Source organism: Flavobacterium psychrotrophum (assembly GCF_003403075.1).
Classification (GTDB): domain Bacteria; phylum Bacteroidota; class Bacteroidia; order Flavobacteriales; family Flavobacteriaceae; genus Flavobacterium; species Flavobacterium psychrotrophum.
In genome coordinates this window covers 2,989,425-3,014,480 of sequence record NZ_CP031557.1, presented here as the reverse complement: position 1 = coordinate 3,014,480, position 25,056 = coordinate 2,989,425, and the positions used below count along the sequence as shown (strand labels likewise).

22 protein-coding genes are annotated in these 25,056 nt (G+C 40.4%); 12 read left to right on the top strand and 10 right to left on the bottom strand.

Translation table 11 applies throughout. The annotated features are described in order from the left end of the window. Window positions 1-4 precede the first annotated feature (4 nt). The gene (locus DYH63_RS12965) at window positions 5-1,144 is read left to right on the top strand and encodes an endo-1,4-beta-xylanase (protein WP_116789212.1); all 1,140 of its coding nucleotides are present in this window, start codon (window positions 5-7) and stop codon (window positions 1,142-1,144) included. 59 nt (window positions 1,145-1,203) lie between these two features. Here the strand turns inward: DYH63_RS12965 and DYH63_RS12960 are convergent, their stop codons facing one another. Next, entirely contained in the window at window positions 1,204-1,836 is a 633-nt protein-coding gene (locus DYH63_RS12960) for a carbonic anhydrase (RefSeq protein ID WP_116789211.1), read from the bottom strand. A 129-nt stretch (window positions 1,837-1,965) separates the two neighbouring features. Here DYH63_RS12960 and udk point away from each other — a divergent pair, with 129 nt between their 5' ends. The 6 genes from udk (at window position 1,966) to DYH63_RS12930 (ending at window position 7,651) form a co-directional block, all read left to right on the top strand. Beyond that, entirely contained in the window at window positions 1,966-2,574 is a 609-nt protein-coding gene (gene udk, locus DYH63_RS12955; RefSeq protein WP_116789210.1) for a uridine kinase, read from the top strand. A gap of 38 nt (window positions 2,575-2,612) precedes the next feature. Further along, window positions 2,613-2,975, top strand: a complete 363-nt coding sequence (locus DYH63_RS12950; protein ID WP_116789209.1) for a four helix bundle protein — start codon at window positions 2,613-2,615, stop codon at window positions 2,973-2,975. A 54-nt stretch (window positions 2,976-3,029) separates the two neighbouring features. Further along, window positions 3,030-3,377, top strand: a complete 348-nt coding sequence (locus DYH63_RS12945; RefSeq protein ID WP_116789208.1) for an FtsB family cell division protein — start codon at window positions 3,030-3,032, stop codon at window positions 3,375-3,377. Window positions 3,378-3,389: 12 nt separating this feature from the next. Beyond that, window positions 3,390-4,766 carry a methylmalonyl-CoA mutase subunit beta gene (locus DYH63_RS12940; protein WP_116789207.1) on the top strand — a complete coding sequence of 459 codons (1,377 nt, stop codon included), beginning with the start codon at window positions 3,390-3,392 and terminating at the stop codon, window positions 4,764-4,766. Then, the gene (gene scpA, locus DYH63_RS12935; protein WP_116789206.1) at window positions 4,763-6,898 is read left to right on the top strand and encodes a methylmalonyl-CoA mutase; all 2,136 of its coding nucleotides are present in this window, start codon (window positions 4,763-4,765) and stop codon (window positions 6,896-6,898) included. The genes DYH63_RS12940 and scpA overlap by 4 nt, the downstream gene beginning before the upstream one ends. A gap of 159 nt (window positions 6,899-7,057) precedes the next feature. After that, a complete protein-coding gene (locus DYH63_RS12930) occupies window positions 7,058-7,651 on the top strand; it encodes an outer membrane beta-barrel protein (protein WP_116789205.1) in 594 nt (197 codons plus the stop codon). A gap of 91 nt (window positions 7,652-7,742) precedes the next feature. Here DYH63_RS12930 and DYH63_RS12925 read toward each other — a convergent pair whose 3' ends face one another. The 5 genes from DYH63_RS12925 to DYH63_RS12905 all read right to left on the bottom strand — a co-directional run bounded on the left by DYH63_RS12925 (window position 7,743) and on the right by DYH63_RS12905 (window position 12,534). After that, on the bottom strand, window positions 7,743-8,216 hold the full coding sequence (locus DYH63_RS12925) for a hypothetical protein (RefSeq protein WP_162927025.1): 474 nt from the start codon (window positions 8,214-8,216) through the stop codon (window positions 7,743-7,745). Window positions 8,217-8,478: 262 nt separating this feature from the next. Next, a complete protein-coding gene (locus tag DYH63_RS12920) occupies window positions 8,479-9,153 on the bottom strand; it encodes a response regulator transcription factor (protein ID WP_116789203.1) in 675 nt (224 codons plus the stop codon). Window positions 9,154-9,315: 162 nt separating this feature from the next. Next, on the bottom strand, window positions 9,316-9,987 hold the full coding sequence (locus DYH63_RS12915; RefSeq protein WP_116789202.1) for a helix-turn-helix domain-containing protein: 672 nt from the start codon (window positions 9,985-9,987) through the stop codon (window positions 9,316-9,318). Window positions 9,988-9,990: 3 nt separating this feature from the next. Further along, entirely contained in the window at window positions 9,991-10,821 is an 831-nt protein-coding gene (locus tag DYH63_RS12910) for a sensor histidine kinase (RefSeq protein WP_116789201.1), read from the bottom strand. A 126-nt stretch (window positions 10,822-10,947) separates the two neighbouring features. Then, window positions 10,948-12,534: a peptide chain release factor 3 gene (locus tag DYH63_RS12905; protein ID WP_116789200.1), complete on the bottom strand. Its 1,587-nt coding sequence runs from the start codon at window positions 12,532-12,534 to the stop codon at window positions 10,948-10,950. A gap of 280 nt (window positions 12,535-12,814) precedes the next feature. On the opposite strand from DYH63_RS12905, the gene DYH63_RS12900 reads away from it, so the two are divergent. From DYH63_RS12900 to DYH63_RS12890, 3 genes are all read left to right on the top strand, one after another. After that, entirely contained in the window at window positions 12,815-13,753 is a 939-nt protein-coding gene (locus DYH63_RS12900) for a PorP/SprF family type IX secretion system membrane protein (RefSeq protein ID WP_116789199.1), read from the top strand. Window positions 13,754-13,758: 5 nt separating this feature from the next. Then, entirely contained in the window at window positions 13,759-15,708 is a 1,950-nt protein-coding gene (locus DYH63_RS12895) for an OmpA family protein (protein ID WP_162927024.1), read from the top strand. Window positions 15,709-15,925: 217 nt separating this feature from the next. Beyond that, complete coding sequence (locus DYH63_RS12890; RefSeq protein WP_116789197.1) at window positions 15,926-16,282, top strand: hypothetical protein; 357 nt, start codon at window positions 15,926-15,928, stop codon at window positions 16,280-16,282. A 48-nt stretch (window positions 16,283-16,330) separates the two neighbouring features. Here the strand turns inward: DYH63_RS12890 and DYH63_RS12885 are convergent, their stop codons facing one another. Then, window positions 16,331-17,689, bottom strand: coding sequence for a carbohydrate-binding domain-containing protein (locus DYH63_RS12885; RefSeq protein ID WP_116789196.1), 1,359 nt, complete (start codon window positions 17,687-17,689; stop codon window positions 16,331-16,333). A gap of 238 nt (window positions 17,690-17,927) precedes the next feature. On the opposite strand from DYH63_RS12885, the gene pheS reads away from it, so the two are divergent. Next, entirely contained in the window at window positions 17,928-18,947 is a 1,020-nt protein-coding gene (gene pheS, locus DYH63_RS12880) for a phenylalanine--tRNA ligase subunit alpha (RefSeq protein ID WP_116789195.1), read from the top strand. A gap of 135 nt (window positions 18,948-19,082) precedes the next feature. Further along, the gene (locus DYH63_RS12875; RefSeq protein WP_162927023.1) at window positions 19,083-19,511 is read left to right on the top strand and encodes an OB-fold nucleic acid binding domain-containing protein; all 429 of its coding nucleotides are present in this window, start codon (window positions 19,083-19,085) and stop codon (window positions 19,509-19,511) included. Window positions 19,512-19,569: 58 nt separating this feature from the next. On the opposite strand, the gene DYH63_RS12870 is transcribed toward DYH63_RS12875, so the two are convergent. From DYH63_RS12870 to DYH63_RS12860, 3 genes are read right to left on the bottom strand one after another with little or no spacing between them, the layout of a single operon-like run. Then, window positions 19,570-20,259: a hypothetical protein gene (locus DYH63_RS12870; RefSeq protein WP_116789193.1), complete on the bottom strand. Its 690-nt coding sequence runs from the start codon at window positions 20,257-20,259 to the stop codon at window positions 19,570-19,572. Then, the gene (locus tag DYH63_RS12865; protein WP_116789192.1) at window positions 20,256-23,519 is read right to left on the bottom strand and encodes a carbohydrate-binding protein; all 3,264 of its coding nucleotides are present in this window, start codon (window positions 23,517-23,519) and stop codon (window positions 20,256-20,258) included. Before DYH63_RS12865 ends, DYH63_RS12870 begins: the two co-directional genes overlap by 4 nt. A 21-nt stretch (window positions 23,520-23,540) precedes the next feature. Further along, complete coding sequence (locus DYH63_RS12860) at window positions 23,541-24,995, bottom strand: glycoside hydrolase family 30 protein (protein WP_116789191.1); 1,455 nt, start codon at window positions 24,993-24,995, stop codon at window positions 23,541-23,543. Window positions 24,996-25,056 lie beyond the last annotated feature (61 nt).

Here is a 25,056-nt window from a genome sequence, read left to right as displayed (position 1 = left end):
TAAAATGGCAAATTGTTTTAAGATTGTAGTAGCGTTGACCTTTGCAGGTTCAATTTTGGTTAGTTGTAAAAGTGTAGTTCAGCAAAGCGAGAATGAACCTCGGGTAATTAAAACTGCTTTTAAAGATAAATTTTATATTGGTGTAGCAGTTAACAGGCAACAGGCCGTTGGAAAAGATGCAACAGGCCAAAACATCATAAAACAACATTTTAACAGCCTGAGCCCTGAGAACGACCTTAAGTGGGAAAAGATACACCCAAAGCCTGAGGTATATGATTTTACTGCTGCCGATGCCTACGTAAACTTTGGTACCCAAAATAATATGTTCACCATTGGGCATACTTTGGTATGGCATTCGCAAACGCCGGACTGGGTTTTTGAAGATTATAAAGGCAAACCGTTAACCCGCGAAGCGTTGCTTACAAGGCTTGAAGAACATATAAATACTGTTGTGGGCAGGTATAAGGGTAAAATTAAAGGTTGGGATGTAGTAAACGAGGCGTTGAATGAAGACGGCACTTTGCGAGATTCTAAGTGGCTGAAGATAATAGGCGAAGACTTTATAGCCAAAGCTTTTGAATTTGCTCAGAAGGCAGACCCTGAAGCTGAATTGTATTATAACGACTATAATTTATATAAGGCAGAAAAGCGTGCAGGTGCAGTCAGGATAATTAAAAGCCTGAAAGGTAAAGGTATTAAAATAACTGCCGTAGGGGAACAGGCACATTACAGCTTGGCCGAACCCGATATAGCAACCGTAGAAAAAACCATTATAGATTTTGCTGCTACAGGCGTAGCTGTAAATTTTACAGAGTTGGATATTAATGTATTGCCAGATGGCGGTGCCACAAATACCGCAGATGTTTCTAACACAGCCCAATATTCAGAAAAATATAACCCGTATGTCAAAGGATTGCCGGTTAATGTTATAGATAGCCTGGCATCGCGCTATGGCAGCCTTTTCAGGTTATTTGTAAAATATGATGCCAGTATTGACCGTATTACCTTTTGGGGACTAACAGATGGCGACTCATGGCTTAATGACTGGCCCATAAGGGGGCGCACTAATTACCCGCTATTGTATAACCGCGATTTTACAATAAAGCAACCCGTGAAGGATGCAATTTTAAAAAGCCTAAAATAGACAGAAGCCCGGAATTAACCGGGCTTCTATAATTTGTAAATCGATTTGTAAAATACTTTTTACTCAGAATCAATTTTATAAATATCTACAATATTCTTTATAACCGTTTCAAAATCAATTTTAAGGTCTACAAGGCTACCATTATGTATGTCGAATATCCATCCGTGTACCGTTAGCCCCCTTTCAGAAATTGCTTTTTGTACTTCAGCCGTCTTAATAACATTAATACACTGCTCCTGAACGTTTAGTTCTACAAGGCGGTTGTACCGTTCTGTATCGTCGGTCAGGTCATTAAGCTCTTTGCGGTGCAGGCGGTACACGTCTCTAATGTTGCGCAGCCATGGGTTTAGTATGCCCAGATCAGTCTGTTCCATAGCGGCTTTAACACCACCACAGTTATAATGGCCGCATACTACAACATGGTTTACCTTAAGGTGGCTAACAGCATAGTTGATGACCGACATTACATTAAGGTCTGTATTAGGTACCATGTTTGCAATGTTGCGGTGTACAAAAGCTTCCCCCGGAGATATGCCCATAAGCTCTTCGGCAGTTACCCGGCTGTCGCTGCAGCCTATGTATAAAATTTCGGGTGTTTGCCCTTTTGCAAGGTTTTCAAAATAAGCAGCATCGGTAGTCAGTTGCTTTTCTATCCAGGTGCGGTTGTTGTCAAAAACTTTTTTTATGTCCATAGTTAGTTAAATGTGTGGTATAAATTTACATAATAAAACGGATAATTAAAATTAAGTTTATTCAATTTTGGTAGCGGTTAGCTACCTTTAATTGCTATTTTTGCACAAAATAAAATAACATTTAATTACATGCTTGTTATAGGAATTGCCGGTGGTACCGGTAGCGGAAAAACTACTGTAGTACACCAGATTATGAACCAGCTGCCGCTTACAGAGGTAGGTGTGCTGTCGCAGGATCATTATTATCGCGAAACTACAAACCTTAGTTACGAAGACCGGGCAAAGATAAACTTTGACCACCCAAGGGCTATAGATTTTGAGTTACTGTTTTCGCACCTTAAGGCACTTAAGGAAGGCAAAGCTATAGAGCAGCCTGTGTATTCTTTTGTTACACATAACCGTACAGACGATACTATTCTTACACATCCGCGAAAAGTAATGATTGTAGAGGGTATCCTGATACTTTCTGACCCTAAACTGCGTGAATTGTTTGATATTAAGATATTTGTACACGCTGATCCTGATGAGCGCCTTATTCGCCGTATGAGGAGGGATATAGCAGAACGCGGCCGCGATATGGAGGAGGTTTTGAGTCGTTATCAAAGTACCCTTAAGCCCATGCACGAGCAGTTTATAGAACCTACAAAGGCGTATGCAGATATTATTATCCCCAATGATAAGTATAATACGGTGGCTATTGATGTGGTAAGGGCGGTAATTAATCAAAAAATCTTATAAAAAATCTAAGCATCAATTTCCAAATAACAAATGAGGGGATGGGAGCAAGAGTATATGATTTAGAACAAAGAACATTTATATTTGCACGCAATTGCAGGTTTTTTATAAGGCAATTACCAGGTTCCATTGCTGTTTATGAAGACGCAAAACAGTTAGTTCGCTCTTCAGGATCTGTGGGAGCTAATTATATTGAAGCTAATGAATCTCTTAGTAAGAAAGATTTTTATTATAGGTTAAAAGTTTGCAGGAAGGAAGCAAAAGAATCTATTTATTGGCTTTCTTTGCTCAGAGAAATGAATGTGGATTTTACATCCACCATAAATGCCTTAATAATGGAAGCTGATGAACTGAAGAAAATATTTTCTTCGATAATAGAGAAAGCTAAAGATGTTAACAGCTGATTTTAGTTGCCAATTTGATAGTTGATATTTGTTTTTTGTAATTTATAATTGAGTATGCCAATCTTCAAAAACTTGTTATCCCGTTATCCTTTCCTGAAAATTTTAGGAAGCAGGTATGTGCTGGTACTTATTTTTGTGGGTATATGGCTTATTTTTCTTGATAATTATTCGTATTTTGAGCAACAGGTGCTTAACAAAGAAATACAGGAGCTGGAAGATAACAAGCAGTATTATATTGATGAAATTAAAAAAGACAGCATCAGTATAAAACAACTTAAAAATACTGACCAGACCGAAAAATATGCACGCGAAAAATATTTTATGAAGCGTGAAGATGAAGATATTTATATAATCGACTTTGAGGAGGATGCTCCCAAAGAGGAAGATTCTACAGCGCTTTAAAAAACTAGACGTATGAGTGATAACCTTTTTGAAGAATTTGGCCCCGTTTCGTCAAAGCTCTGGAAACAACAGATACAGTATGAGCTTAAAGGTGCCGATTATAATGAAGCACTGGTTTGGGAAAGTCCGGAAGGTATAAAGGTTAAACCTTTTTATCATATTGATGAAGCTAAAGACGGTTTGGATATACAAACCCAGGCTGCTGCTTTTAAAATAGGCCAGGAAATTTATGTTAAAGATGTAGAAAAAAGCGCCCAGCGTGCCCAGGCAACACTACAGCGTGGTGCAGAGGCCATTAGGTTTACCATACCTTCTGCAGATACCGATATAAAAACATTGTTGCAAAATCTTGATGCAACTGTGCCGGCGTATTTTTATTTGCAATTCTATTCAATCGATTTCGTAAAACAGCTTGATGTTATTGCACAGCAAAATAGTGCTGTTTATTATGTGCTTACAGATCCTGTGGGCTACTTAGCTAAAGAGGGTAACTGGCATGACGGAGGCAATAATTTTGAGGTGATGAGTGCTATGGCAACCTCATGTAAAAATATTGGCTTTATAAGTATAAATGCAACCTTGTACCAAAATGCAGGGGGAAATATGGTACAGCAAATTGCCTACACCGTTAGCCATGCAATAGAATATTTCAGCCGTATGCAATTAGTACAGCCACTGGTACTTCAGGTAGCGGTAGGGGCTAATTATTTTTTTGAGATAGCAAAGCTCAGGGCACTGCGCCATATCTATAAACTTATTGCTACCGAATACGGTCATGGTTTAGACTGCCATATAATAGCAATGCCTTCTAAGCGCAATAAAACACTATACGATTATAATGTAAATATGCTGCGTACTACTACAGAGTGTATGAGTGCTGTACTTGGGGGAGCAGATACGGTTTTTAATCTTCCCTACGATGCACTGTATCATAAAAGTAATGAGTTTGCCGATCGTATTGCCCGAAACCAATTGCTGATATTAAAAAACGAAAGTTATTTTGATGCGGTTAACAATCCGGCAGATGGTGCTTACTATATTGAAGAACTAACACAGCAGCTTGCAGATAAAGCACTTATTTTATTAAAAGACCTTGAATCTAATGGCGGTTTTTTAAAGCAGCTTAAAGATGGAGTCATTCAACGCAAGATACAGGAAAGTGCCGCCAGAGAACAGGAACTTTTTGACAGTGGTAAAGAGGTACTGCTGGGTACTAATAAGTACCCTAATAAAAACGACCGCATGGCAGGCGACATAGAGCTGTATCCGTTTATAAAGATCAGTCCGCGAAAGACATTGGTTACGCCAATAATTGAAAAAAGGCTGGCTGAAAAGACAGAGCAGGAGCGATTAGAAGGTGAGAATGCAAATATACAGCAACCGTTATGAGAAAAAATATCCAGCATATAAAATTACAAGGTTTTGCCGGAGATGGTCTCACCAGCCAAAACCCTGAGCAGGAATTTTTAACCGCAGAGGGAATTGTTATTAAGCAAACCTATACCGAAGCAGATACCGAAAATCTGGAGCATCTTGATTTTGGGGCAGGATTTGCGCCAAACCTTCGTGGGCCATATGCTACTATGTATGTGCGCCGCCCCTGGACTATTAGGCAGTATGCTGGCTTTAGTACGGCAGAAGAGAGTAACGCCTTTTACCGCCGCAATCTTGCCGCGGGACAAAAAGGTTTATCAGTAGCGTTTGACCTGGCTACACACCGCGGTTATGACAGCGATCATGAGCGTGTAGTGGGCGATGTAGGCAAGGCAGGTGTAGCCATAGACAGCGTAGAGGATATGAAGGTGCTCTTTGACCAGATACCTCTTGATGAAATGTCGGTTTCTATGACTATGAACGGGGCTGTATTGCCTATCATGGCATTCTACATAGTCGCAGCAGAGGAACAGGGGGTAAGCTCAGAAAAACTTTCAGGTACCATCCAGAATGATATCCTTAAAGAGTTTATGGTGCGAAATACCTACATTTATCCGCCGGCACCTTCGATGAAAATTATTGCCGACATTTTTGACTACGCCAGTAAAAAGATGCCGAAGTTTAACTCTATAAGTATTTCGGGCTACCACATGCAGGAGGCGGGTGCTACGGCAGATATTGAACTGGCTTATACCCTTGCAGACGGGCTTGAATACATTCGTACCGGCCTTGCTGCGGGAATGAAGATTGACGAGTTTGCACCCAGGTTATCATTTTTCTGGGCCATTGGCATGAACCATTTTATGGAGATAGCCAAGATGCGTGCCGGGCGTATGCTTTGGGCAAAGCTTTTAAAGCAGTTTGACCCTAAAGATGAAAAATCGCTTGCACTGCGCACCCATTGCCAAACCAGTGGCTGGAGCCTTACAGAGCAGGATCCTTTTAACAATGTAGCGCGTACCTGTATAGAAGCTGCCGCTGCTGCCTTTGGCGGAACGCAGTCTTTACATACTAATGCGCTGGATGAGGCTATTGCACTGCCAACAGATTTTAGTGCACGTATAGCCCGCAATACCCAGATATATTTACAGGAAGAAACTAAAATAACCCAAACGGTAGACCCGTGGGCAGGCAGTTATTATGTTGAGAGTATAACCAGCGATCTTGCTAAAAAAGCCTGGACACTTATTGAAGAAGTAGAAGAGCTGGGAGGCATGACCAAGGCTATTGAGGCAGGTATACCTAAATTAAGAATAGAAGAAGCCGCTGCCCGAAAACAGGCACGTATAGACAGTGGGCAGGATATAATTGTAGGGGTTAACAAGTACCGCCTTAAAAAAGAAGACCCGCTACAAATACTTGAAGTAGATAATCAAACGGTGCGCCGCCAACAGGTAGAGCGCCTGGAGAATATTAAAGCCACGCGAAATAGTCAAAAGGTTGCTGAAAGTATTGACGCGCTTACTACAGCGGCTAAAAGTGGCGAAGGTAACTTGCTTGAACTGGCGATAGATGCTGCACGCCATAGGGCAACGCTGGGAGAGATTAGCGATGCGCTGGAAAGTGTTTACGGCAGGTATAAGGCACAAATAAAATCGTTTAGCGGTGTGTATAGTAAAGAGATAAAAAACGACGAAAGCTTTGCACAGGCCCGTAGGCTGGCAGACGAATTTTCGGCACTGGAAGGCCGCCGTCCGCGTATAATGATTGCCAAGATGGGGCAGGACGGGCACGACCGTGGCGCTAAAGTTGTGGCTACGGGTTATGCCGATGTAGGTTTTGATGTAGATATTGGCCCATTATTCCAAACCCCTGCTGAGGCAGCTAAGCAGGCTGTAGAAAATGACGTGCACATTCTAGGTGTATCATCTTTAGCCGCAGGGCATAAAACACTGGTGCCACAAGTTATAGAGGAGCTTAAAAAATATGGACGTGAAGATATTATGGTAATTGTAGGCGGGGTTATACCCGCGCAGGATTATCAGTATCTTTTTGATGCCGGAGCCGTAGCAGTATTTGGGCCAGGCACAAAAATTAGCGAGGCTGCAATTAAAATACTCGAAGTACTTATTAAAAGCTTTGAATAGGAATTCTGTTCAAAATGTTAATGATTTCCTAAAACGGCATAGTTTTGTGATTGATTTGTAGGGGTTTACGGACTTGTTGTTCTTGCTGAATATATTTAACAGGATTTTATGGCATAAAAATTGGTTTGTTGTTGATAAATAACAAGTTAATAAACCACCATGAAAAAAATTCTATTTTCAGTAAGTGCCTTATTGGCATTTGGCGTAATGAGCGCCCAGGAAGAATCGTCAACCCCTGGCTTTCATAAAGGCGATGCCTTTATTACAGGCTCTGTATCTTTTAACTCCCAAAAAACGGGCGAACAAAAAAACAATGGATTTACTATTGCTCCATCTGCAGCCTATTTTGTAAGCAATAATATTGCAATAGGAGCTACAATAAGGTACGCACATAATAAGTATGAGGTTGATGATGTAGCAGATTCTAAAAGTACTGCAAGCGGTATCACAGCAGGGCTTTTTGGACGTTATTATTTTACACCAGAAAACAGGCTGTCTTTCTTTGGGCATCTTGAAGCAAATTATACTTCGAGTAAAGTTGAAAACCTGGCAGGGACTGACAAGGCAAATGGTTTTGGGGTATTGCTGGGACCAGGTGTTAACTACTTTATATCAGACCATTTTGCACTCGAAACAACTTTTGGGGCAATTAGTTATGGTTCAAGAAAGCCTGATGGAGGCACAAAAACCGATAATTTTGCTGTAAACCTAAACCTTAGTAATATTTATCTGGGTGCGGTTTACAAATTTTAAATGTATGGCATGGGCTTAAAAATAAATCCTGCAATGCTTAAAGGCTTTGCAGGATTTATTGCTTAAATTTTTAGTAGGATGATTTTGGTATTTAAATATTGTGCAATGTTATTGCTGTAAGATAGGAAATCCTTTTATTCCATTCTTCAGTAAGGTTGAATTTATGGGATGGTATTCTCCATATCTTGGTTTCATAAATACATTTACCATATTTGGCAAGCTCTTTTGCCGTAGCAAAATCTTTGAGTTTTTCTGATCCACTCATAGCCACAATGGCAAATTCTACAGTAATGCTTATACTCAATAATGAATCGATTATGGTTGATATTTTTACCCGTTGTTGTGTTGGTGCGTTAGAAACCATAAGTACTCTTTTAGACCTTATAGTTACCAGATAGTTGCCATCGGCAAGATCGCCGGATGAATAGACCGTATGTAACGATACCTTTCCATTCTCAGAAAAATACAACCTGCAAATTTTTTCAGGTTTTAACCGTCTACATACCTCATTAACAGTAGACGCCTTCCCTGCGCTAGTGTTACCTTTTATCAATATGTATTTCATAATTTTTACAGTTTTTAACAATATGTTTGTTTAGGTTTTTGTCATCATGGGTAATTTTAAGGATTATTAAATTATTACTAAATATGGTTTATTTGTTTGTATATAATAAAGATATGGCTACTTATTTGAATATAATTACGGAAACCCGTATTGTATAATTAAAAAAAATGTTAATGATGAGATGCTTTGTTTTGTTTTTTAGGCATAGAGACTTTATCAGTATTATAACCGCTATACAAATGTGATTGTCCTGCTTAAAATTTTATATTATACCGTCATCTTTAGCTATGGCTATAAGATGTATTGTGTTTTGTGCTGCTAATAATATTTTTAACCTATTGATTCTTTTCTCTATACTGCTTACGCTGGATGTTACTCCCTTATTTTTTAGTATGGTGCTTATATCTGCCTGTGTGCTGCCTGAAGCCAGGAGTTCTAGCAGGGTAACATCATATTCTTCAATGTCGGTACTGTTGTATCGCTCCATTATGGGGTGCAATTGCTGGTTTAAGTATATATTATTACCCGCTTCAAAATGCTTTATTACCCTCGGAAACAAGTTTAAGCTGTCTCGGTCTTTAGCTATAAAACCATTTATAAGCTTCTTGTTTATAAGATTATTTATAAGATATGGCTTTCTGTCTGCAGAGTAAACAATGATTTTGCAATTAGGTAACAACTCTTTTACCTTTTCAATAAACACCTGTTCTTTTTTAGGCGAATTGCCTGGAATGTTTCTGCTAAATGAAAAATCAGCAATAACAAGATCAAACGGATTATGCGTTTCGACAGATTTTTTTATTGAGTAAAGTGCCTCATCGGCTGTTTTTGCTGTGGCCGCTGTACAGTATGGCATATCCTGTAATATGGTTTTAAGGCCAAGGATTATACTATCTACATCTTCAATAATTAAAACATGTCTTATTTTAAAAGGCATAGGAATTTTGTAATTAATAATTTGGTTGTTGGCAATGTGGTGGTTTAAGACAGTTGTAACTAAGTTGGTTGTGCCATTTTCATCAGCAAATTACATCATTAGGGATGAAATTCCTTACGGTTTTCCGTAATAGGTTATGTTTTAAGTGTGAAAACAAGAAAATTAAATGATGCCCAGGTCTTTAGCGTTGGCTATCAGTTGTATACTGCTGGAAGCATTCAGCATTTGTTTTAGACGTTTTAGTTTTTTTTCTACACTGGCTATATTTTGGTATGATTTATTTAGCTCTTGTAGTTTAATGCTCATATCTTTTTGGCTTATTCCCCGGGCTAGCCATTGTAGTAAGAGTATATCGTCGTCGCTAATATCTGTGTGATTTGTTTCTTCTACCCATTGCAGAAGATGCGGAGATATAAAAGTGGCTTCGCTCGTATAGAGCATGTTTAGTGCTTCAGCAAATTCGTCAATACTGTTTCTGCCCTTTGCTATAAAGGCATTTATTTCGAGGTTATGAAATACATTATAAATACGTTGCGGATTATCGTATATAGAATATACTATTATTTTAGACTTAGGTAATAGCTTTTTAATAAGTACTATGAGTTCTTCTCCGGTTTTTATAGTAGCAGGTAAATGATCTTCGGTAAAAGTAAGATCGCTTATAACAAGGTCAAAAGGGGCATTCTCGGCCACTGAGCGTTTTACTTTAAGTAAGGCTTCATCACAATATTTTGTACTCCGGATATCTGCATTTGGGTATTGAGATGCAAGCCATGTTTTAAGGCCCAGGCTAACACTGTCTATATCTTCTGCAATAAGTATTTTTTTAAACATAGGCTACTTTTTAAAACTAAATGAAATATGGAATCCTTTATTACGGTTTTTATCTATTGTTATGTCACCATCAATAGTTGCCAGCCGGTTTTTTATTCCCTGTATGTAGTTTATATGGATATCACTTTTACAGTCTATGCCTATACCATTGTCTGAGTAAGATATAGTTATGATGCCGGGAGTGTTTTTAAGATCTATAAACACTAGTGTGGCGTTACTGTGTTTTTTCATGTTTACCATCATTTCCTGCAATATCCTGAAAGTAGTTATCTTTTGTATTTCAGATAATTTGTCCCACGGTATATCATCAAAGCCTTTTACATTGATGCGTACGGTTTCTGAACTGTACATTTTAAGTAGCAGCCTTAATTGCACAGGATAGTGTAGCCCAGTATCAATCTCTATGTTTTGTCTGGAAATATCGCGGGTGCTTTTATATATACTGTCCAGTTGTTCTAAAAGCTGCTCTTTACCCTTGCCGGCTATAACGGTACTGTTACTAACCATTAAAATAGTGCCATAGAGTTCATTGGCTATTTCGTCGTGCAGTTTTCTTGCTATACGCTTTTCTGTAATATATGCTGCCAGTAGCTTTTCTTTCTTATGTTGTTCCCTTAGCAGGTAAACCACAATGGCAGAGAAAAGTATAGCCATTATAAGCGCGGTAAGCAATATGCGATTACTATCCTGAGACTGGTCTAACAGCCGCTGGTAACGGTGCTGTTGTGTGGGTTGATGGAATAGAAATGGAGTCGCCGTACATAAAATGTTTATGGGCAAAAAATCAGTTAGTAGTCCTGTAGTACATCCGTAAGCAATATTAAAAAAGCCCATCGTTTTGAGAATAATTAATTCAAATCAATACAACATAGCGGCACTTAAAGCGCTGAACGGGTAACAGGAATAATCTTGGCCATGCCGGCCGGCAACAATTAATTTAAGTGGATACTACCAAAGTTACTAAAATTCTGACGTAAAAAATAATTTTACACTCGGATATTTTGATTGTGTCATCTGGATCGAGAATTCTGAGTCAGCCAAAAATACTAACTGACCGAATTTATCTTTAGCCAAAAACTTTTGCTTAATCCTTTTAAATTCAGCAAATTCTTCGTTTTTAGGGTCTTCGGGTTGTATCCAGCAGGCTTTGTAAGCCGGGAAAAGTTCGTAAGAACATTTAGCGCCATATTCATGCTCCAGCCTGTACTGTATAACCTCATATTGTAGTGCACCTACGGTACCTATAACCTTACGGTTGTTCATTTCGAGGGTAAAGAGCTGTGCAACACCTTCGTCCATTAGCTGGTCAATACCTTTTTCAAGCTGCTTGGCCTTCATAGGGTCGGCGTTGTTTATGTAGCGGAAATGTTCCGGGCTAAAGCTTGGTATACCCTTAAAGCTCATATTTTCGCCTTCGGTAAGAGTATCGCCTATCTTAAAGTTTCCGGTATCGTGCAAGCCTACAATATCGCCGGGGTAGGAGATGTCTACAATTTCTTTCCTTTCGGCAAAGAATGCATTAGGGCTGCTAAACTTCAGGTTTTTATTGTGGCGTACGTGCAGGTAAGGCTTGTTACGCTCAAAGGTGCCGGATACGATCTTTATGAACGCCAGGCGGTCGCGGTGCTTAGGGTCCATGTTGGCATGGATCTTAAATACAAAACCGCTAAATTTATTTTCGTCAGGATTTACCAGACGGGTATCGCTTTCTTTTGGCCTTGGCGAAGGCGCAATCTCTATAAAGCAATCTAACAGTTCGCGTACACCAAAGTTGTTTAATGCCGAACCAAAGAATACCGGCTGTAGTTTGCCATCAAGATATTCCTGGCGGTCAAATTGTGGGTATACCTCGTCTATCAGTTCCAGCTCTTCACGCAGCCTTTGAGCAGGCTTTTCGCCAATAAGCTCATCCAGCTCAGGTGTGTTAACATCATTAAAGGCAATGGTTTCTTCAATGTTTTTGCGGCTGTCGCCACTAAACAGGTTGATGTTCTTTTCCCAGATGTTATAAATACCCTGAAAATCGTAACCCATACCTATAGGGAAGCTTAGCGGGGTAACCCTAAGGCCCAGCTTTTGCTCTACCTCGTCCATCAGGTCAAAGGCATCTTTACCCTCACGGTCCAGTTTATTGATGAAGACCAGCATGGGTATGTTTCGCATACGGCATACCGCTACCAGTTTTTCTGTCTGCTCTTCCACACCCTTTGCAACGTCAATTACCACAATAACACTATCTACAGCAGTAAGCGTACGAAAGGTATCTTCGGCAAAATCCTTGTGCCCCGGAGTATCGAGGATGTTGATTTTCTTGTCTTTATAATTAAACGCAAGTACCGATGTAGATACAGATATACCACGCTGGCGCTCAATTTCCATAAAATCGCTCGTAGCGCCTTTCTTGATCTTGTTGCTCTTAACCGCACCGGCCTCCTGTATAGCACCACCAAAAAGTAGTAACTTTTCTGTAAGTGTTGTTTTACCGGCATCGGGGTGCGATATAATACCAAACGTCCTTCTTCTTGCAATCTCGTCTTTAAAACTCATCGGTAGTTTAATTTTTCAGGCTGCAAAAGTAAGCAAAAGTCATAAGGTTTTAATGTCGAAAGTCTTAAAGTCGAAAGTTTGTGGAGCCATTAAGTTTTAAAGTTGCGGTATTGTAATGGAACGCGGATGAGAAGGATGCTCTGCAATTGTATATTTTCATAGATTTTGTTTTACTATGCAATGAGATTTTTCTTAAACTTTATGACTTTAAAAATTTTCAACTTTAAGACTTAACAAAAAAACACTATTTTTACAATCTTACAGCCAATTAGACAATTAAATGGGGAGCACTACACCGGTCTTAAAAAAATACTTCTCCTTATTACTGCTCATGGCAGGGCTTAGCGCCTTTGCCCAGCAGGAGCCTCAGTATACACAATATATGTACAATACCCTTACGGTAAACCCAGGTTATACGGGTTCGCCGGGTGTGTTGCAGGCTAACCTTTTACACCGCACCCAATGGGTGGGCATAAGCGGCGCTCCGCAAACGCAGGCGTTTAGCATACACAGCCCGTGGAGCGAATATTACGAGCACATTGGCGTAGGCCTTAGTGTGGTTAACGACCGCATTGGCCCTAGTGATGAGGTATTTGCCGATGGTAACTTTAGCTATGCTTTAAAGATGGGCGATGAGGGTAAACTTGCTTTTGGGCTTAAAGCCGGGGTGCGTGTACTAAGTATCGACTGGAGCCGTGGGCGCTACTACCAGGAGGGCGACCCGTTGCTTAATAAAAACATCAATAACAAAATAAATCCTAGCATAGGAGCAGGACTTTATTATTATACCGATACGTGGTATGCGGGTGTGTCTGTGCCTAATTTTATGCAAAACAATTATTATGATGATGTGCAGGAAACCGTAAGGGCAGACAGGTTGCATTATTATGTTATAGGTGGTTATGTATTTGACCTGTCTGAAAATGTAAAATTTAAGCCGGCTGTGCTGGGCAAAATTGTCACCGGTGCGCCCATAACCGCAGATTTTTCGGCTAACTTTTTATTGCAGGAAGTGCTAACGCTGGGTGCAGGCTATCGTTGGGACGATGCTGTTAGCGGGCTGCTCGGTATACAGGTGTCCCGCAACTTTTTTGTAGGCTATAGTTATGACTATAGTGTTACAGATCTTAATAAATATAATAACGGCTCGCACGAGTTTATGGTGCGCTTTGAAGTAGCTCCTAAAACCAAACGTATAAAATCGCCCCGCTTTTTTTAATGCTTATGAAAAAACATTTTTATATACTGATCCTGTTTTTTTACATCAGCACCATGATGGGGCAATTGGCTTTGCGTAAAGCAGAGATACATTTTCGCGACCTGGCATATACCGAAGCTGCAAAAGAATATGAAGAATATCTGTCTAAAGAAAAGAACCCCAAAGCTGAAATTTTACTTAATGCCGCTGAGGCTAATTACTACATAGGTAATACCGGGGCGGCAATGCGTTGGTACGAAAAAGCATTTGCAAAGCAATCGACACTTTTTAATGAGGAGCAGTTTAACCGCTACATACTTGCTGTTAGAGGAGAGGAGCGTTATAAAGAAGCCGATGCACTTTTATGGCAACATTTTGCAGGTAACGATGCTGTGTTAAAAACACTAACGCTACAAAAGCAGCACCTTGACAGCCTTAATAAACTACCCAAAAAATATAAGCTCGATAACCTGGCCATAAATACCGATAAGGCAGATTTTGGTGTGTCTTTCTACGGTAAAAAAGTAGTGTATGCCTCGGCTAAAGATACTGTGCGCGATGGTGCCAAAACCTACAGTTGGAATGCTCAGCCTTACCTGTCGCTCTATGTGGCAGAGCGTAATGCCGATGGTTCTTTTGGTAAAGAAAAAGAGTTCTTGAAAAATGCACAGACTGATTACCATAATGCCGCTGCTGCTTTTTCGCCCGATCTTAAAAGATTATTTGTAAGTGTAAATAACGTGAGCAAAAGCAAACGCCTGCAAAATGATAAAGCGGGTACTAATAACGTGCAAATAGTTTATGGTACAGTAGCAGGCGAGCAGCTTACTAAAAAAGCACTGGCATCATTTAACAGCCCTGACTATTCTACCGGGCAGCCGGCGGTAAGTGCCGATGGTAACTGGCTGTTTTTTGTTAGCGATATGCCGGGCGGCTTTGGCGGAACCGATATTTATGTAGCACCGCTTTATAGCGATGGTAAAATAGGTAAGCCCCTTAACCTGGGTAATATCATAAATACTAAAGGTAACGAGATGTTTCCGTTTGCTACGGCTACGGCACTATATTTTAGTAGCGATGGTCATTATGGCCTGGGGGGGTTAGATGTGTTTGTAAGTAAGATGAATGGTGATGCCTTTACGAGTCCGCAAAACAGCACGGGAGAAATATTTGGCCTGCCAAAAAATTTAGGTAAGCCTATCAATAGCAACCGAGATGATTTTGCTTATGTAACCAGTACCGACGGTAAGTATACTTACCTGAGCAGTAACCGTGCCGGGGGCAAAGGCGATGATGATATTTACATGGTTGTTCCGAATGATGAAGCGCCATGTATAAAAACTATTAAAGGAACGGTAGCTAACAGTAATGGTAATAGCCCTATATCAGCAGCTTTGATTACCGCTACAGATGCTGATGGAGCAACAATAAAAACAGTGCAGTCTGGTGCAGATGGTCTTTATGAAATTACACTGCCTTGTGATGGACTTGCAGTTATTACTGTAACCAAACCTGACTTTACCACCGAGAAAAAGCCTGTAGATAATAATCCGCTAAAGCTTGACTTCCAGCTTAAGGCATTTACAGATTTTGTGGTAAAGGATAAGGAAAATGTTGAAATGATAGACATCAACCCCATATATTTTGATTTTGACCAATATTACATAACCCCACGGGCAGCTAAAGAACTGGATAAGGTGGTGTATGTAATGGAACATTTCCCTAATGTGGTTATCAAAATAGAATCGCATACCGACAGCCGCGGCAAAGACGACTACAACCTGCGCCTGAGCGATGACCGTGCCAAAAGTACCTACAGTTATATCATAAGCAAAGGTATAGACCCTAAGCGCATAGAAAGTGTAAAGGGTTATGGCGAAACACAGTTGCTAAACAAATGTGGTAATGGTGCTGATTGTACCGAAGAAGAACACCAGCTTAACCGAAGGAGCAATTTTATTATTGTAAAGAAGTAAAGGAAGTAAGTTGTACAATACCCATAAAGGTATCCCATTTGTTTTTAATAGTTTGCGCTGTTTAATTCCGTATATCAAATGCGGAGTTCCTATACAATTTGCCAGTCCTAAAACAGTAATCTTGCTGTAAAATTATTTCATTTAAAGGAGTATGAAAGGAATGCCCTGCTATTAAATTTCAACTCGCTATCTTTGTCGCTTAACCGAAAGAGATATTATGTCGAGAGACGAACAACTGAAAGAACGCTGGGAACAGCTTGTAAATATATTAAGCAACCGTTTTGCAGACGGTGATATGCTTGACCTTGATGCTATTATTTACCTCATAGGGGTACAGGAACTGGGGCAGTTTAACCGAAAATTTAAAAAAGATCAAAAGGTAGACCTTATGCACATAGCCATTTGCCGTTTGCTTGAGCCCTTTGGTTACTATGAATTTGAACGTTTTGACGAAGAAGGCTGGCCACATTACACAGTAAAAGAAGAACTTCCTGCATTAAAAGCAGGAGAGCAAAGCATACTGATGAAAGGCGCTATTGTAGATTACTTTTTAGAAAAAGGCCTTATAAAATAAAAAACCGCACCAATTGGTGCGGATCTTATTTTGGGGTTTTGCTTTTATTTATGACTGTGTAGTATTTACTGTAGTAACAGATCCTGATACAGTAAATGTAGCCTGTAATGCACCACCTACGTAGCTGATAAAGTCGTATAGCCCATCGAGTACATCGCCGGTAACGGTGCCGCCGGTATATAGCTGAAAGCTGCCGTTATCGCTTATGCTGGCCGATGATACTAAAAGTGTTTTAAAGCTTTTAGAAGGGCGGAAAGTAGTAATGTTTGCACCCAGTGTTGTTTGCAGGTGAACAAGTGTGTTAGCACTTTGTGTAGCGTCAAACTTAACAAGTACGCTGTTTTGTGCAGAACTGTTGCTTGGTGCATCTATATTGCTACTGCCATTTACAGCTATAAAGTAGCCACCGTTGATGTTGAAGTTTGAAGAATAGCTAACGGCAACATTATCATTAGATGTTGGTCCGTCAATAATTACGGTACCATCCTCAATAGTTATAGAGCCATCTGCATCAAAACCGTTTCCGCCTGCATTTATGTACAGGTAACCATCTCTTACAATAAGCTCAGTTGAAGCGTTAGTGTGTTCTCCATCTACGCTTATACCATCCTCTTTTGCTACAATCCTGATGTTACCATCTAAAATGTTTACGGCACTGGCATCAAAGCCATCTTCACTTTGTGTAATGTTTATGGTACCGTTATTAATAGTAATGTCTTCTTCGGCATTAAAACCGTCGCCATCGGCATCTATATTAAGGCTACCACTGTATACAATAATGTTATGGTCAGTTTTAACTGCATCTTCATTAGCAGTAAAGTTAAAGGTGCTTTCTTTCAGTATAATACCACCCTGGCTGCTTATCGCCGCATTGTCGTTACCGTTTACATTTAGCGTACCTGTGCCAAAAATGCTCAGTTTTGTACGGCTAAAAATGGCGCTGTCCTGGTTGTTGCCATTACGGTCTGCAATAGTATTAGTAGTACCCGCTTTTACATTGATAACTACTTTATCTGCATTTTTAATGTCAATTGCTGCACTTCCGCTACTGGCAATAGATACATTGTCTAAAATAATTTGTACACGGTCTTCCTGGTCTGCATCTACTACAAGCTGTCCATCTGTAAGGTTACCGCTTACATGGTAGGTGCCTGCCTGTGTAATGGTAATTTTAGAGCCTTCGTTAGTGGTAACGGTAGTATCATCAGATGTGGCTGATGTACCATTAAGCTGAATTTGTTTTGCGTTACTGCTAAAGTTGTAGTCTCCGGCCTCTTCAATGTTTGCTTCGGCAGTTACCTGCCCTGGTTGGTTGCCATTGTTTGCACTGTTGCTGTCGTCGTCGCTACAAGATGCCATTGACATAATTGCAAAGGCGGCTAAGGGTAAAATCTGAACTTTTTTCATGATACAATTTTAATTAATGGTTTCGTATTTGTTGCAGCAAAGTAAAGTGTAAGGTGTGTTAATAGCGGGTTAAGGTGGGGTTAAAACAAGAGGGCAGGGTTTTAACATTGGGTGCTTTTTAAGAGATTATAGAACACCGGATTTTTATTTTATAATAATTTTAAGAAAATAATACCGGCTAATAGGGTGGCACGGCAATTATAAAATGCCTAAATTTGCACACCTTTGTTAGTAAGAAATGATAGATAAGATTAAAGACTACATAACCGAAGCCGAAGCCTTCAGGGCACAGACCAAAGAAGAGCTTGAGGCATTCAGGATTAAATTTTTAGGTAAAAAAGGACTGCTTAACGACTTTTTTGCCGAGTTTAAGAACGTAGCAGTTGACCAGAAAAAAGAATTTGGACAGGTAATAAACAACCTTAAAAAAGCCGCTGAAGGCAAAGTTGCCGAAATTCAGCAGCACTTTGAGAGCAAGGAAGAAGCTAAAGGGCTGTATGGCGACCTTTCGCGTCCCGGCGAACCTTTTACTGTGGGATCACGCCACCCAATATCTATTGTTAAGAACCAGGTTATTGATATATTTAGTAACATAGGCTTTAACGTAAGTGAAGGTCCTGAGATTGAAGACGACTGGCACAACTTTACCGCGCTTAACCTGCCGGAGTACCACCCGGCACGCGATATGCAGGATACCTTTTTTATCCAGACTAACCCTGATGTGCTTTTGCGTACGCATACATCATCAGTACAGGTTCGTTATATGGAAGAGAACAAGCCACCTATACGTACCATTTCTCCGGGAAGGGTATTCAGGAACGAGGCCATTTCATCGCGATCGCACTGTATCTTTCACCAGGTAGAAGGGCTCTATATTGATAAAGACGTTTCTTTTGCAGACCTTAAACAAACGCTTTTATATTTTACGAAAGAAATGTTTGGCAAAAGCAAGATACGCCTTCGCCCAAGCTATTTCCCTTTTACAGAGCCAAGTGCTGAGGTAGATATTTATTGGGGCCTTAAGACAGAGACCGATTACCGTATTACTAAAGGTACCGGCTGGTTAGAAATTATGGGCTGTGGTATGGTAGACCCTAACGTACTTAAAAATTGTAATATAGATCCTGCCAAGTATAATGGTTTTGCCTTTGGTATGGGTATAGAACGTATGGCCATGCTGCTTTACCAAATAAGCGATATACGTATGTTCTATGAAAACGATGTTCGCTTCTTAGAACAGTTTAAATCTAGCATCTAAACAAACACAAATAGTTGTAAGCCCGGTAGCCAAAATGGTTTCCGGGCTTATTTTTTTGTAGACATTTCTTACGCCTTTCTTAACAGGTGTCATGTGGCAAATAATGTAACTTTACAAAAAATAAACACGCTTAAAATGAAAAACAGAATTGTAATTATGGCTATGGCAATTGCGCTTGGCATGGCTTCATGCACTGACAAAAAATCTACAGAAACTACAGTAGAAGAAAATGCAACTGTAGAAACTGATGCTACAGCAACCCCGGCAGATACTACAGCTGCCGTACCTGCTGATACTACTGCTACTGAAGCATTGGTAGAAGAAGGCAAAACCATATCGGTTAAAGGAGAGGTAACAGAAATTACCCGTGGTAAAGATGGCTATATGGCTAAAATAAAGGATAAAGATGGTAAGAGTTATACTGTTACAGTTAGCATTGTAAATCTTAAAGATCCTAAACAATTTAAGCAGGTCGAAAAAGGCCAGATTATAGAAGCTACCGGAGAAACATTTTCATTGGGTACTGATACCGGGGTAAAAGCAACTGCGTTTAAAGTAGAATAAATAAAAAATGCTCCCCAAAAATACATTTGGGGAGCATTATCACAAAAAAACAGGTGTGTTAATACACTTTAAACTGGTATACAGGAGATGATGTGCTGTTTCCTGCACGATCTGATGTTACTATTTTCCAGTAATACGTACTCCCTGTAATAATACCTACACCCGGAAGCTGCTGTGTGGTAACGGTGCCTGCAAGGGTAGTTGGGTTGCTGTTTGTATCAAGATAAATTTTATAATCCTTTATATCATTGTCTACATCGGCACCAGCCCATTGTAATGTAACGGTAGGACCATTTATAGTGCTACTCATTAGCGGTGCAACAAGGTCTGCAGGAAATGGTGCATGGCTTGTAGTACCTGTACCCGCGTTATAAAACTTGAATGTTTCGCTTTTTACGGTACTGTTTGCTTTATTAGCACTTACATACCAGGAGTAAGGTGTACCCTTGGCCAATGTAGCTTCATAAGACGTTGCCGTACCCGCGCTAAACTGAAGTGTTGCCTGTGTAGAAAGATTTTTTAGGTACACAAAATAGCTTTGCGCGCCATTAGCGGCAGACCATGTAAGTGTTACTTTACTCTCAGTATTTGATATGCTTGTACCGGTAATACATTCTGTGTTATTAGCAGGAGATGCAAGTACAGCCGCATCCTGATCGCCACCGCCGTTACCATCGCCATCGCCATCACTTTTACTACAGCCAAATGCCATCGCTGAGATTGTTATTGCAAGAATTAGCTTTTTCATTGTTTTACAATTTTTGAGTTAGTGGTGTTTTTACCAGATACTACTTTTATCATATATACACCAGCCTGAAGGCCTGATACATCTGCTGCAATATCTTCAGTCTGCGGTTTATGAACAGCATTATACACTCTGTTTCCTATAAGGTTAAATATCTCTATAGAAACATTGCTTTCAGCATCATAAGGGGCAGCTACAAATATTGTATTGCCATTTACCGGGTTAGGGTAAATAACAGCCGTGGCATCAAGTAGTATTTTCTCGCGGTACACTCCCTGGCATTCTTTGTCTGCTTTTATTTCCAGATTATTTTCTCCGGGTTTAAGCGACAAGTTAAGTGTACTTTGTGTCGTAGTAAAGCTTTGTCCATTAAGGTTAACAATGTACTGTTCGCCACCATAAAGGCTCACTTCAACAGTACGTTGCGGTGCGCTTACGCGCGATAGTACTGCAAGATCTACCGGTTGTGTTATCTCTACGTCATAGCATACTTTATAAGACGGTGCTTCCGGCAGGGTAATACAAACTTGGTAATTACCACTCTCAAGACCCTCAAAAGATGCTGAGGTTGTAAAGTTTTTGGTCTGAGCCGATGCGCTTCCTGTAAGTGTAGCTACATAATTATGGTTTGCAGTTGCAGTAATACTTATGCTTCCGTTATTAGAGGTACGGCAGCTTTCGCCGGTTATCGTTACTGCAAAGTTATTTTGCGGTAGTGAAAATAATGGGCACCCGGTAAAATCTACAACAGTGCCTGCCGGAGTATTAGGGCAAAGGTCTGCACTGTTAGGAATGCCATCATTATCATCGTCAACTTCAACTGCTGTAAAGCGTACCCAGTTAAGGTTAAACTCCGGTGCGGCTACATACAGGCGCAGGTAATACCTTCCCGCAGGCAGGGTAGCATTTGTTTGCTTGGTTTGCCATGTTTGCCAGCCGCCTGTAGAAGGTAGCGAAACGGTTTCTATAGTTTGTGTATCAGCATTTATAAGCTGTAAAGATAATTGTCCTGTAGTGCTGCTACCTGCGTAACGGTACTCGATCTTATAATTTGTAGTCTGCGATATATTCACTAAATAATCAAGATAGTCGCCTGTATTAGTATAGCCAATGTTTTGACCTCCACCGGTATCAGTAGTGGTTTCAAGAGACAGGCCATTGTTTACATAAAAGCTTTCTGCCTGTATGGTGCCGGGAACCTGCTGTATGTTGCCCACACGATTAGCTACAGGCTTATCTGTAAATACTGCCTGTGTGGTGGCATCTGTAGCTATCAGGTTAGTTCCTGCATAAGTCAGGGTAACTACGTCTCCTGTGCTTATTGCAGTAGCGGTGTTAAATGTAAAAGAGCTGGCAGACGTAGCTTCAAAACCAGATATGGCAGCTGTAGTTCCGTTTACTTTAAGCGTAAGGCTGCTTTCAGCAAAGTTAATACCTGCTGTAAGGTCTTTATTAAAAGTAACGGTTACTTTATCGCCCAGCACATTAGTACCTGCATCAATAGCATTTAAAGCTACCTGCGCTGCCGGTACTGCATTTTTAAACTCTAAGTAATTAAGGTTAGAACCACCGGCATCAATGTACAGTTTTACTTTATTCTCGCCCTGCTTTAGTAATACCGTGCCAAGGCTAAAGGTAGACCAGGTTGTATAGCCCCCTGTAGCAGGTAGTGTAACGGTTTCAGATATTCTTCCGGTAGCATCTTCTAGGTGAATTTTGCCTCCGGTTCCTGCATAGCGAACATCTACAGTGTAGCCTTTAGCTGCAGTAGTGTTAAGGGTGTATAGGAGCCATTCTCCGGTTGCTGTAAAGTTTACATCAAAGCCATTTGTAACAGCATCATTACAAACTTCAATATCTACACCATCATTTCGCATTGCCCAGCCCTTATTCCAGGCAGTGTAGCTTCCGCCGTCGCTGTGGTAAGTCGCATAATCAGTATCGTTATAAGCAAATCCAAGACGCCCCAAATCGTATTCAGAAGCAAAAACTTTTCCGGGTAGGGGATGGTTTTTGTATTTTTTTGTCTCATCTGTTTGTACCTGGCGGAACATAGCATCAATAACATCTGGCTTAACCGTTACATTTTCCATCTTGTAATTTTCAGTAAGCTGGTTTAATGTAGCTATAGCTGCGCTTTGCGAAGGTGCGGTTCCTGTACCTTTCCAATAATCAAGTAACTGCTGATAGCCGGCCGGCATAGTTACATTACACGGACCTGCAATACTTTCTATCTTTTTAAGAGGCCACCATGACCAGCCAATGTTAAGGCCCTCTACAAGTTTAATAGCGTCGCGAAACCATACATTACTGTTCTCGCCGGTCTCGCCCAGCCATAACGGAACGTTATATTGTGTGCGAAGGTTTAAAAGCCCTTGTATAGATCCCTGTTCATTATTGTTCCAGTATTTATGAAAACTCAATGTCATGTTATTATCCCAAAGCGGAAATATGCCATTATAATTATTACCCCAGCAGTTACCCTCAATAATAATCATGTGGTTTGTATCTACCTCACGTATTGCCTGGGTAATGGCAACCATCAGGCTGCGCAGTGGAGCATTATTTTGTTCGTCGCAACCATTCTTGTTGGTTCCGGTAAAGGCCCAGTTAGGCTCATTGATAAGGTCATAAGCACCAATCCATTGGCTGTCTTTATACCTTTCTGCCAGTTTACGCCAAAGTGCGATCATTTTGGTTTTGTTAGCTTCACTTTCCCATAGCGATGGTTTAGAAGGGTCATAGTCAGAAATATTAGCATCTTTACCCTGGCCGCCCGGAGCTGCGTGCATATCAAGTATCAGGTACATTTGGTTTGCTGCACACCATTGCAGCAGTTTATCTGTCCTGTCAAAACCTTCAGTAAGCCATGTTTGCTGTCCTGGTGTTGCTTCCTGTTCTATAGGAAGTGTGTACAAATTGTAGTGCATAGGAAGGCGTACTGAGTTAAAACCCCATGCTTTAAGCGAGTCAATATCACGTTTTGTAACACCATTGTCGCGGTATCTTTGATAAAACGCCTCAGTTTCAGTTTCGCCAATTATTCCTTGTATCTTAGCCCTTATTTCGCGCTGTGTGCCTGCAAATTCTGATGTTTGCATCATATAGCCTTCCTGTATCATCCAGCCACCAAGGCCCATGCCACGCAGCAATACATTATTGCCGTTTCCGTCTACGATATTTTGTCCCTGCTGATGCAAAAATCCCTGGCTAAAAGCCGGAATTGAAAGCATGAGTAGTAACGAACAGATTATTTTTTTCATAATTGTGTTTTGTTGGTTAAATTAATATACCATGGTTTGTATGCCGTGTGCAGGTATAGTAAGGCTAACTTTATCTGTACCTATAAACAGGCCATAAGCAACCTCTTTATCGCTGTTGTTCATAACAACAGTAGCAATCTTACCATCTTTATTTATAAAAGAGGCGCTTTGCAGCATACTACGGCTTACGGCAGAGCTTATGCGTTTTGCTTCAGGCTGTACAAATTTTGAAAAATGGCCTATGTAGTAGTATGAAGGTGTATATATAAGTTCGCCTGTTTTAGTATCTGCATGTACCGGGGCAAAACAAAAGTTACCTACGTGGTTAGGGCCACCTTTTTCATCCAGTAAAATGTTCCAGTCTGTAAATCCTGTAAGGCCACTGTTAAAGTCATTTATCATTTGCTCGCCATAGCGCTCTCCGTTTGCCCAAAACTGATATTTAGCAGCGTCAAATTTTTCTACACAGCCTTCTGTAAATAACAGGTGTTTATCCGGGTAAGCATCATGTACTTTTTGCGTATTCTGAAACATTGGAGCAAATCCCGTCCATGTCTCATACCAGTGAATGCCCATTCCCCAGGCATATTTAGAAGCTTCCGGGTCAGAGAATATCACATCAGCCCTTTGATTCATCAGGTCTCGGTTATGATCCCAAACTACAATCTTTTTGTCTTTAAAGTTTTTGGTAATTGTTGGTCCAAGAAAGTTTTTTAAGAAATCGCGTTCCTCTTCGGCGGTATAAAGGCAAGACTCCCACGTTTGTGTAGCCATAGGCTCATTCTGTACTGTAATACCCCATATTTTGATGCCCTCTTTTTCGTAAGCATTTATAAACTTAACGTAATAGTCTGCCCAGGTCTGGTAATATTCAGGTAGTAACTTACCACCTTTAAGCATATTTTTAGTGTCTTTCATAAAAGCCGGAGGGCTCCACGGGCTTGCATATACTGTAACGCTATTTGAAGCAGCTTTAAGCGCTTGTTTAATAAGCGGAAGCCTATACTTCCTATCGTGGTCTATGCTAAACGATTTAAGGCTTTTATCACCCTCTTTTATGTATGTATAACTACCGCTGCTAAAATCGCAGCTGTGTATGTTGGTACGTATTATAGAATAGCCTATGCCTTTGTCTGTGCTATAATAGGCATCAAGAAATTCTTTTTGCTTAGCAGGAGATAGCTTAGCATATACTTCTGCGCTTGCATCAGTAATGGCACCGCCTATACCCATAATATCCTGAAAGGTAACATCGGGCTGCACAAAAACAGAAATTTCTGTTTCAAGCGGCTGTTTTGCCGGTGCAAATGTTGCGTCGGCTGTTTTTGACAGCTTTAAATTTGTATTTTCTGCCGTGGTGTAAACAGTAACGTTTTTTCCTTTGGCATTGTAATGCTTTTCTGAGATTTTGGCCTGTTGGGCAAACGTAGTGCCGGAAAGCAGCATAAAGAAGGCCATTATTGTATTCTTTCTCATAGTAGAATTTTTAGGTACGGGCGTACCTGTTTAAATTTTAAAAAAATAGCCTGTACTCAAA

Coding starts and splice junctions, on each gene's coding strand:
- DYH63_RS12930 (WP_116789205.1), top strand. CDS start 7,058: ATGAAAAAAATTCTATTTTCAGTAAGTGCCTTATTGGCATTTGGCGTA.
- DYH63_RS12920 (WP_116789203.1), bottom strand. CDS start 9,153: ATGCCTTTTAAAATAAGACATGTTTTAATTATTGAAGATGTAGATAGT.
- DYH63_RS12950 (WP_116789209.1), top strand. CDS start 2,613: ATGGGAGCAAGAGTATATGATTTAGAACAAAGAACATTTATATTTGCA.
- DYH63_RS12960 (WP_116789211.1), bottom strand. CDS start 1,836: ATGGACATAAAAAAAGTTTTTGACAACAACCGCACCTGGATAGAAAAG.
- DYH63_RS12900 (WP_116789199.1), top strand. CDS start 12,815: ATGGGGAGCACTACACCGGTCTTAAAAAAATACTTCTCCTTATTACTG.
- DYH63_RS12965 (WP_116789212.1), top strand. CDS start 5: ATGGCAAATTGTTTTAAGATTGTAGTAGCGTTGACCTTTGCAGGTTCA.
- udk (WP_116789210.1), top strand. CDS start 1,966: ATGCTTGTTATAGGAATTGCCGGTGGTACCGGTAGCGGAAAAACTACT.
- DYH63_RS12875 (WP_162927023.1), top strand. CDS start 19,083: ATGAAAAACAGAATTGTAATTATGGCTATGGCAATTGCGCTTGGCATG.
- DYH63_RS12905 (WP_116789200.1), bottom strand. CDS start 12,534: ATGAGTTTTAAAGACGAGATTGCAAGAAGAAGGACGTTTGGTATTATA.
- DYH63_RS12890 (WP_116789197.1), top strand. CDS start 15,926: ATGTCGAGAGACGAACAACTGAAAGAACGCTGGGAACAGCTTGTAAAT.
- DYH63_RS12925 (WP_162927025.1), bottom strand. CDS start 8,216: ATGAAATACATATTGATAAAAGGTAACACTAGCGCAGGGAAGGCGTCT.
- DYH63_RS12910 (WP_116789201.1), bottom strand. CDS start 10,821: ATGGGCTTTTTTAATATTGCTTACGGATGTACTACAGGACTACTAACT.
- DYH63_RS12885 (WP_116789196.1), bottom strand. CDS start 17,689: ATGAAAAAAGTTCAGATTTTACCCTTAGCCGCCTTTGCAATTATGTCA.
- DYH63_RS12870 (WP_116789193.1), bottom strand. CDS start 20,259: ATGAAAAAGCTAATTCTTGCAATAACAATCTCAGCGATGGCATTTGGC.
- pheS (WP_116789195.1), top strand. CDS start 17,928: ATGATAGATAAGATTAAAGACTACATAACCGAAGCCGAAGCCTTCAGG.
- DYH63_RS12865 (WP_116789192.1), bottom strand. CDS start 23,519: ATGAAAAAAATAATCTGTTCGTTACTACTCATGCTTTCAATTCCGGCT.
- DYH63_RS12860 (WP_116789191.1), bottom strand. CDS start 24,995: ATGAGAAAGAATACAATAATGGCCTTCTTTATGCTGCTTTCCGGCACT.
- DYH63_RS12945 (WP_116789208.1), top strand. CDS start 3,030: ATGCCAATCTTCAAAAACTTGTTATCCCGTTATCCTTTCCTGAAAATT.
- scpA (WP_116789206.1), top strand. CDS start 4,763: ATGAGAAAAAATATCCAGCATATAAAATTACAAGGTTTTGCCGGAGAT.
- DYH63_RS12915 (WP_116789202.1), bottom strand. CDS start 9,987: ATGTTTAAAAAAATACTTATTGCAGAAGATATAGACAGTGTTAGCCTG.
- DYH63_RS12940 (WP_116789207.1), top strand. CDS start 3,390: ATGAGTGATAACCTTTTTGAAGAATTTGGCCCCGTTTCGTCAAAGCTC.
- DYH63_RS12895 (WP_162927024.1), top strand. CDS start 13,759: ATGAAAAAACATTTTTATATACTGATCCTGTTTTTTTACATCAGCACC.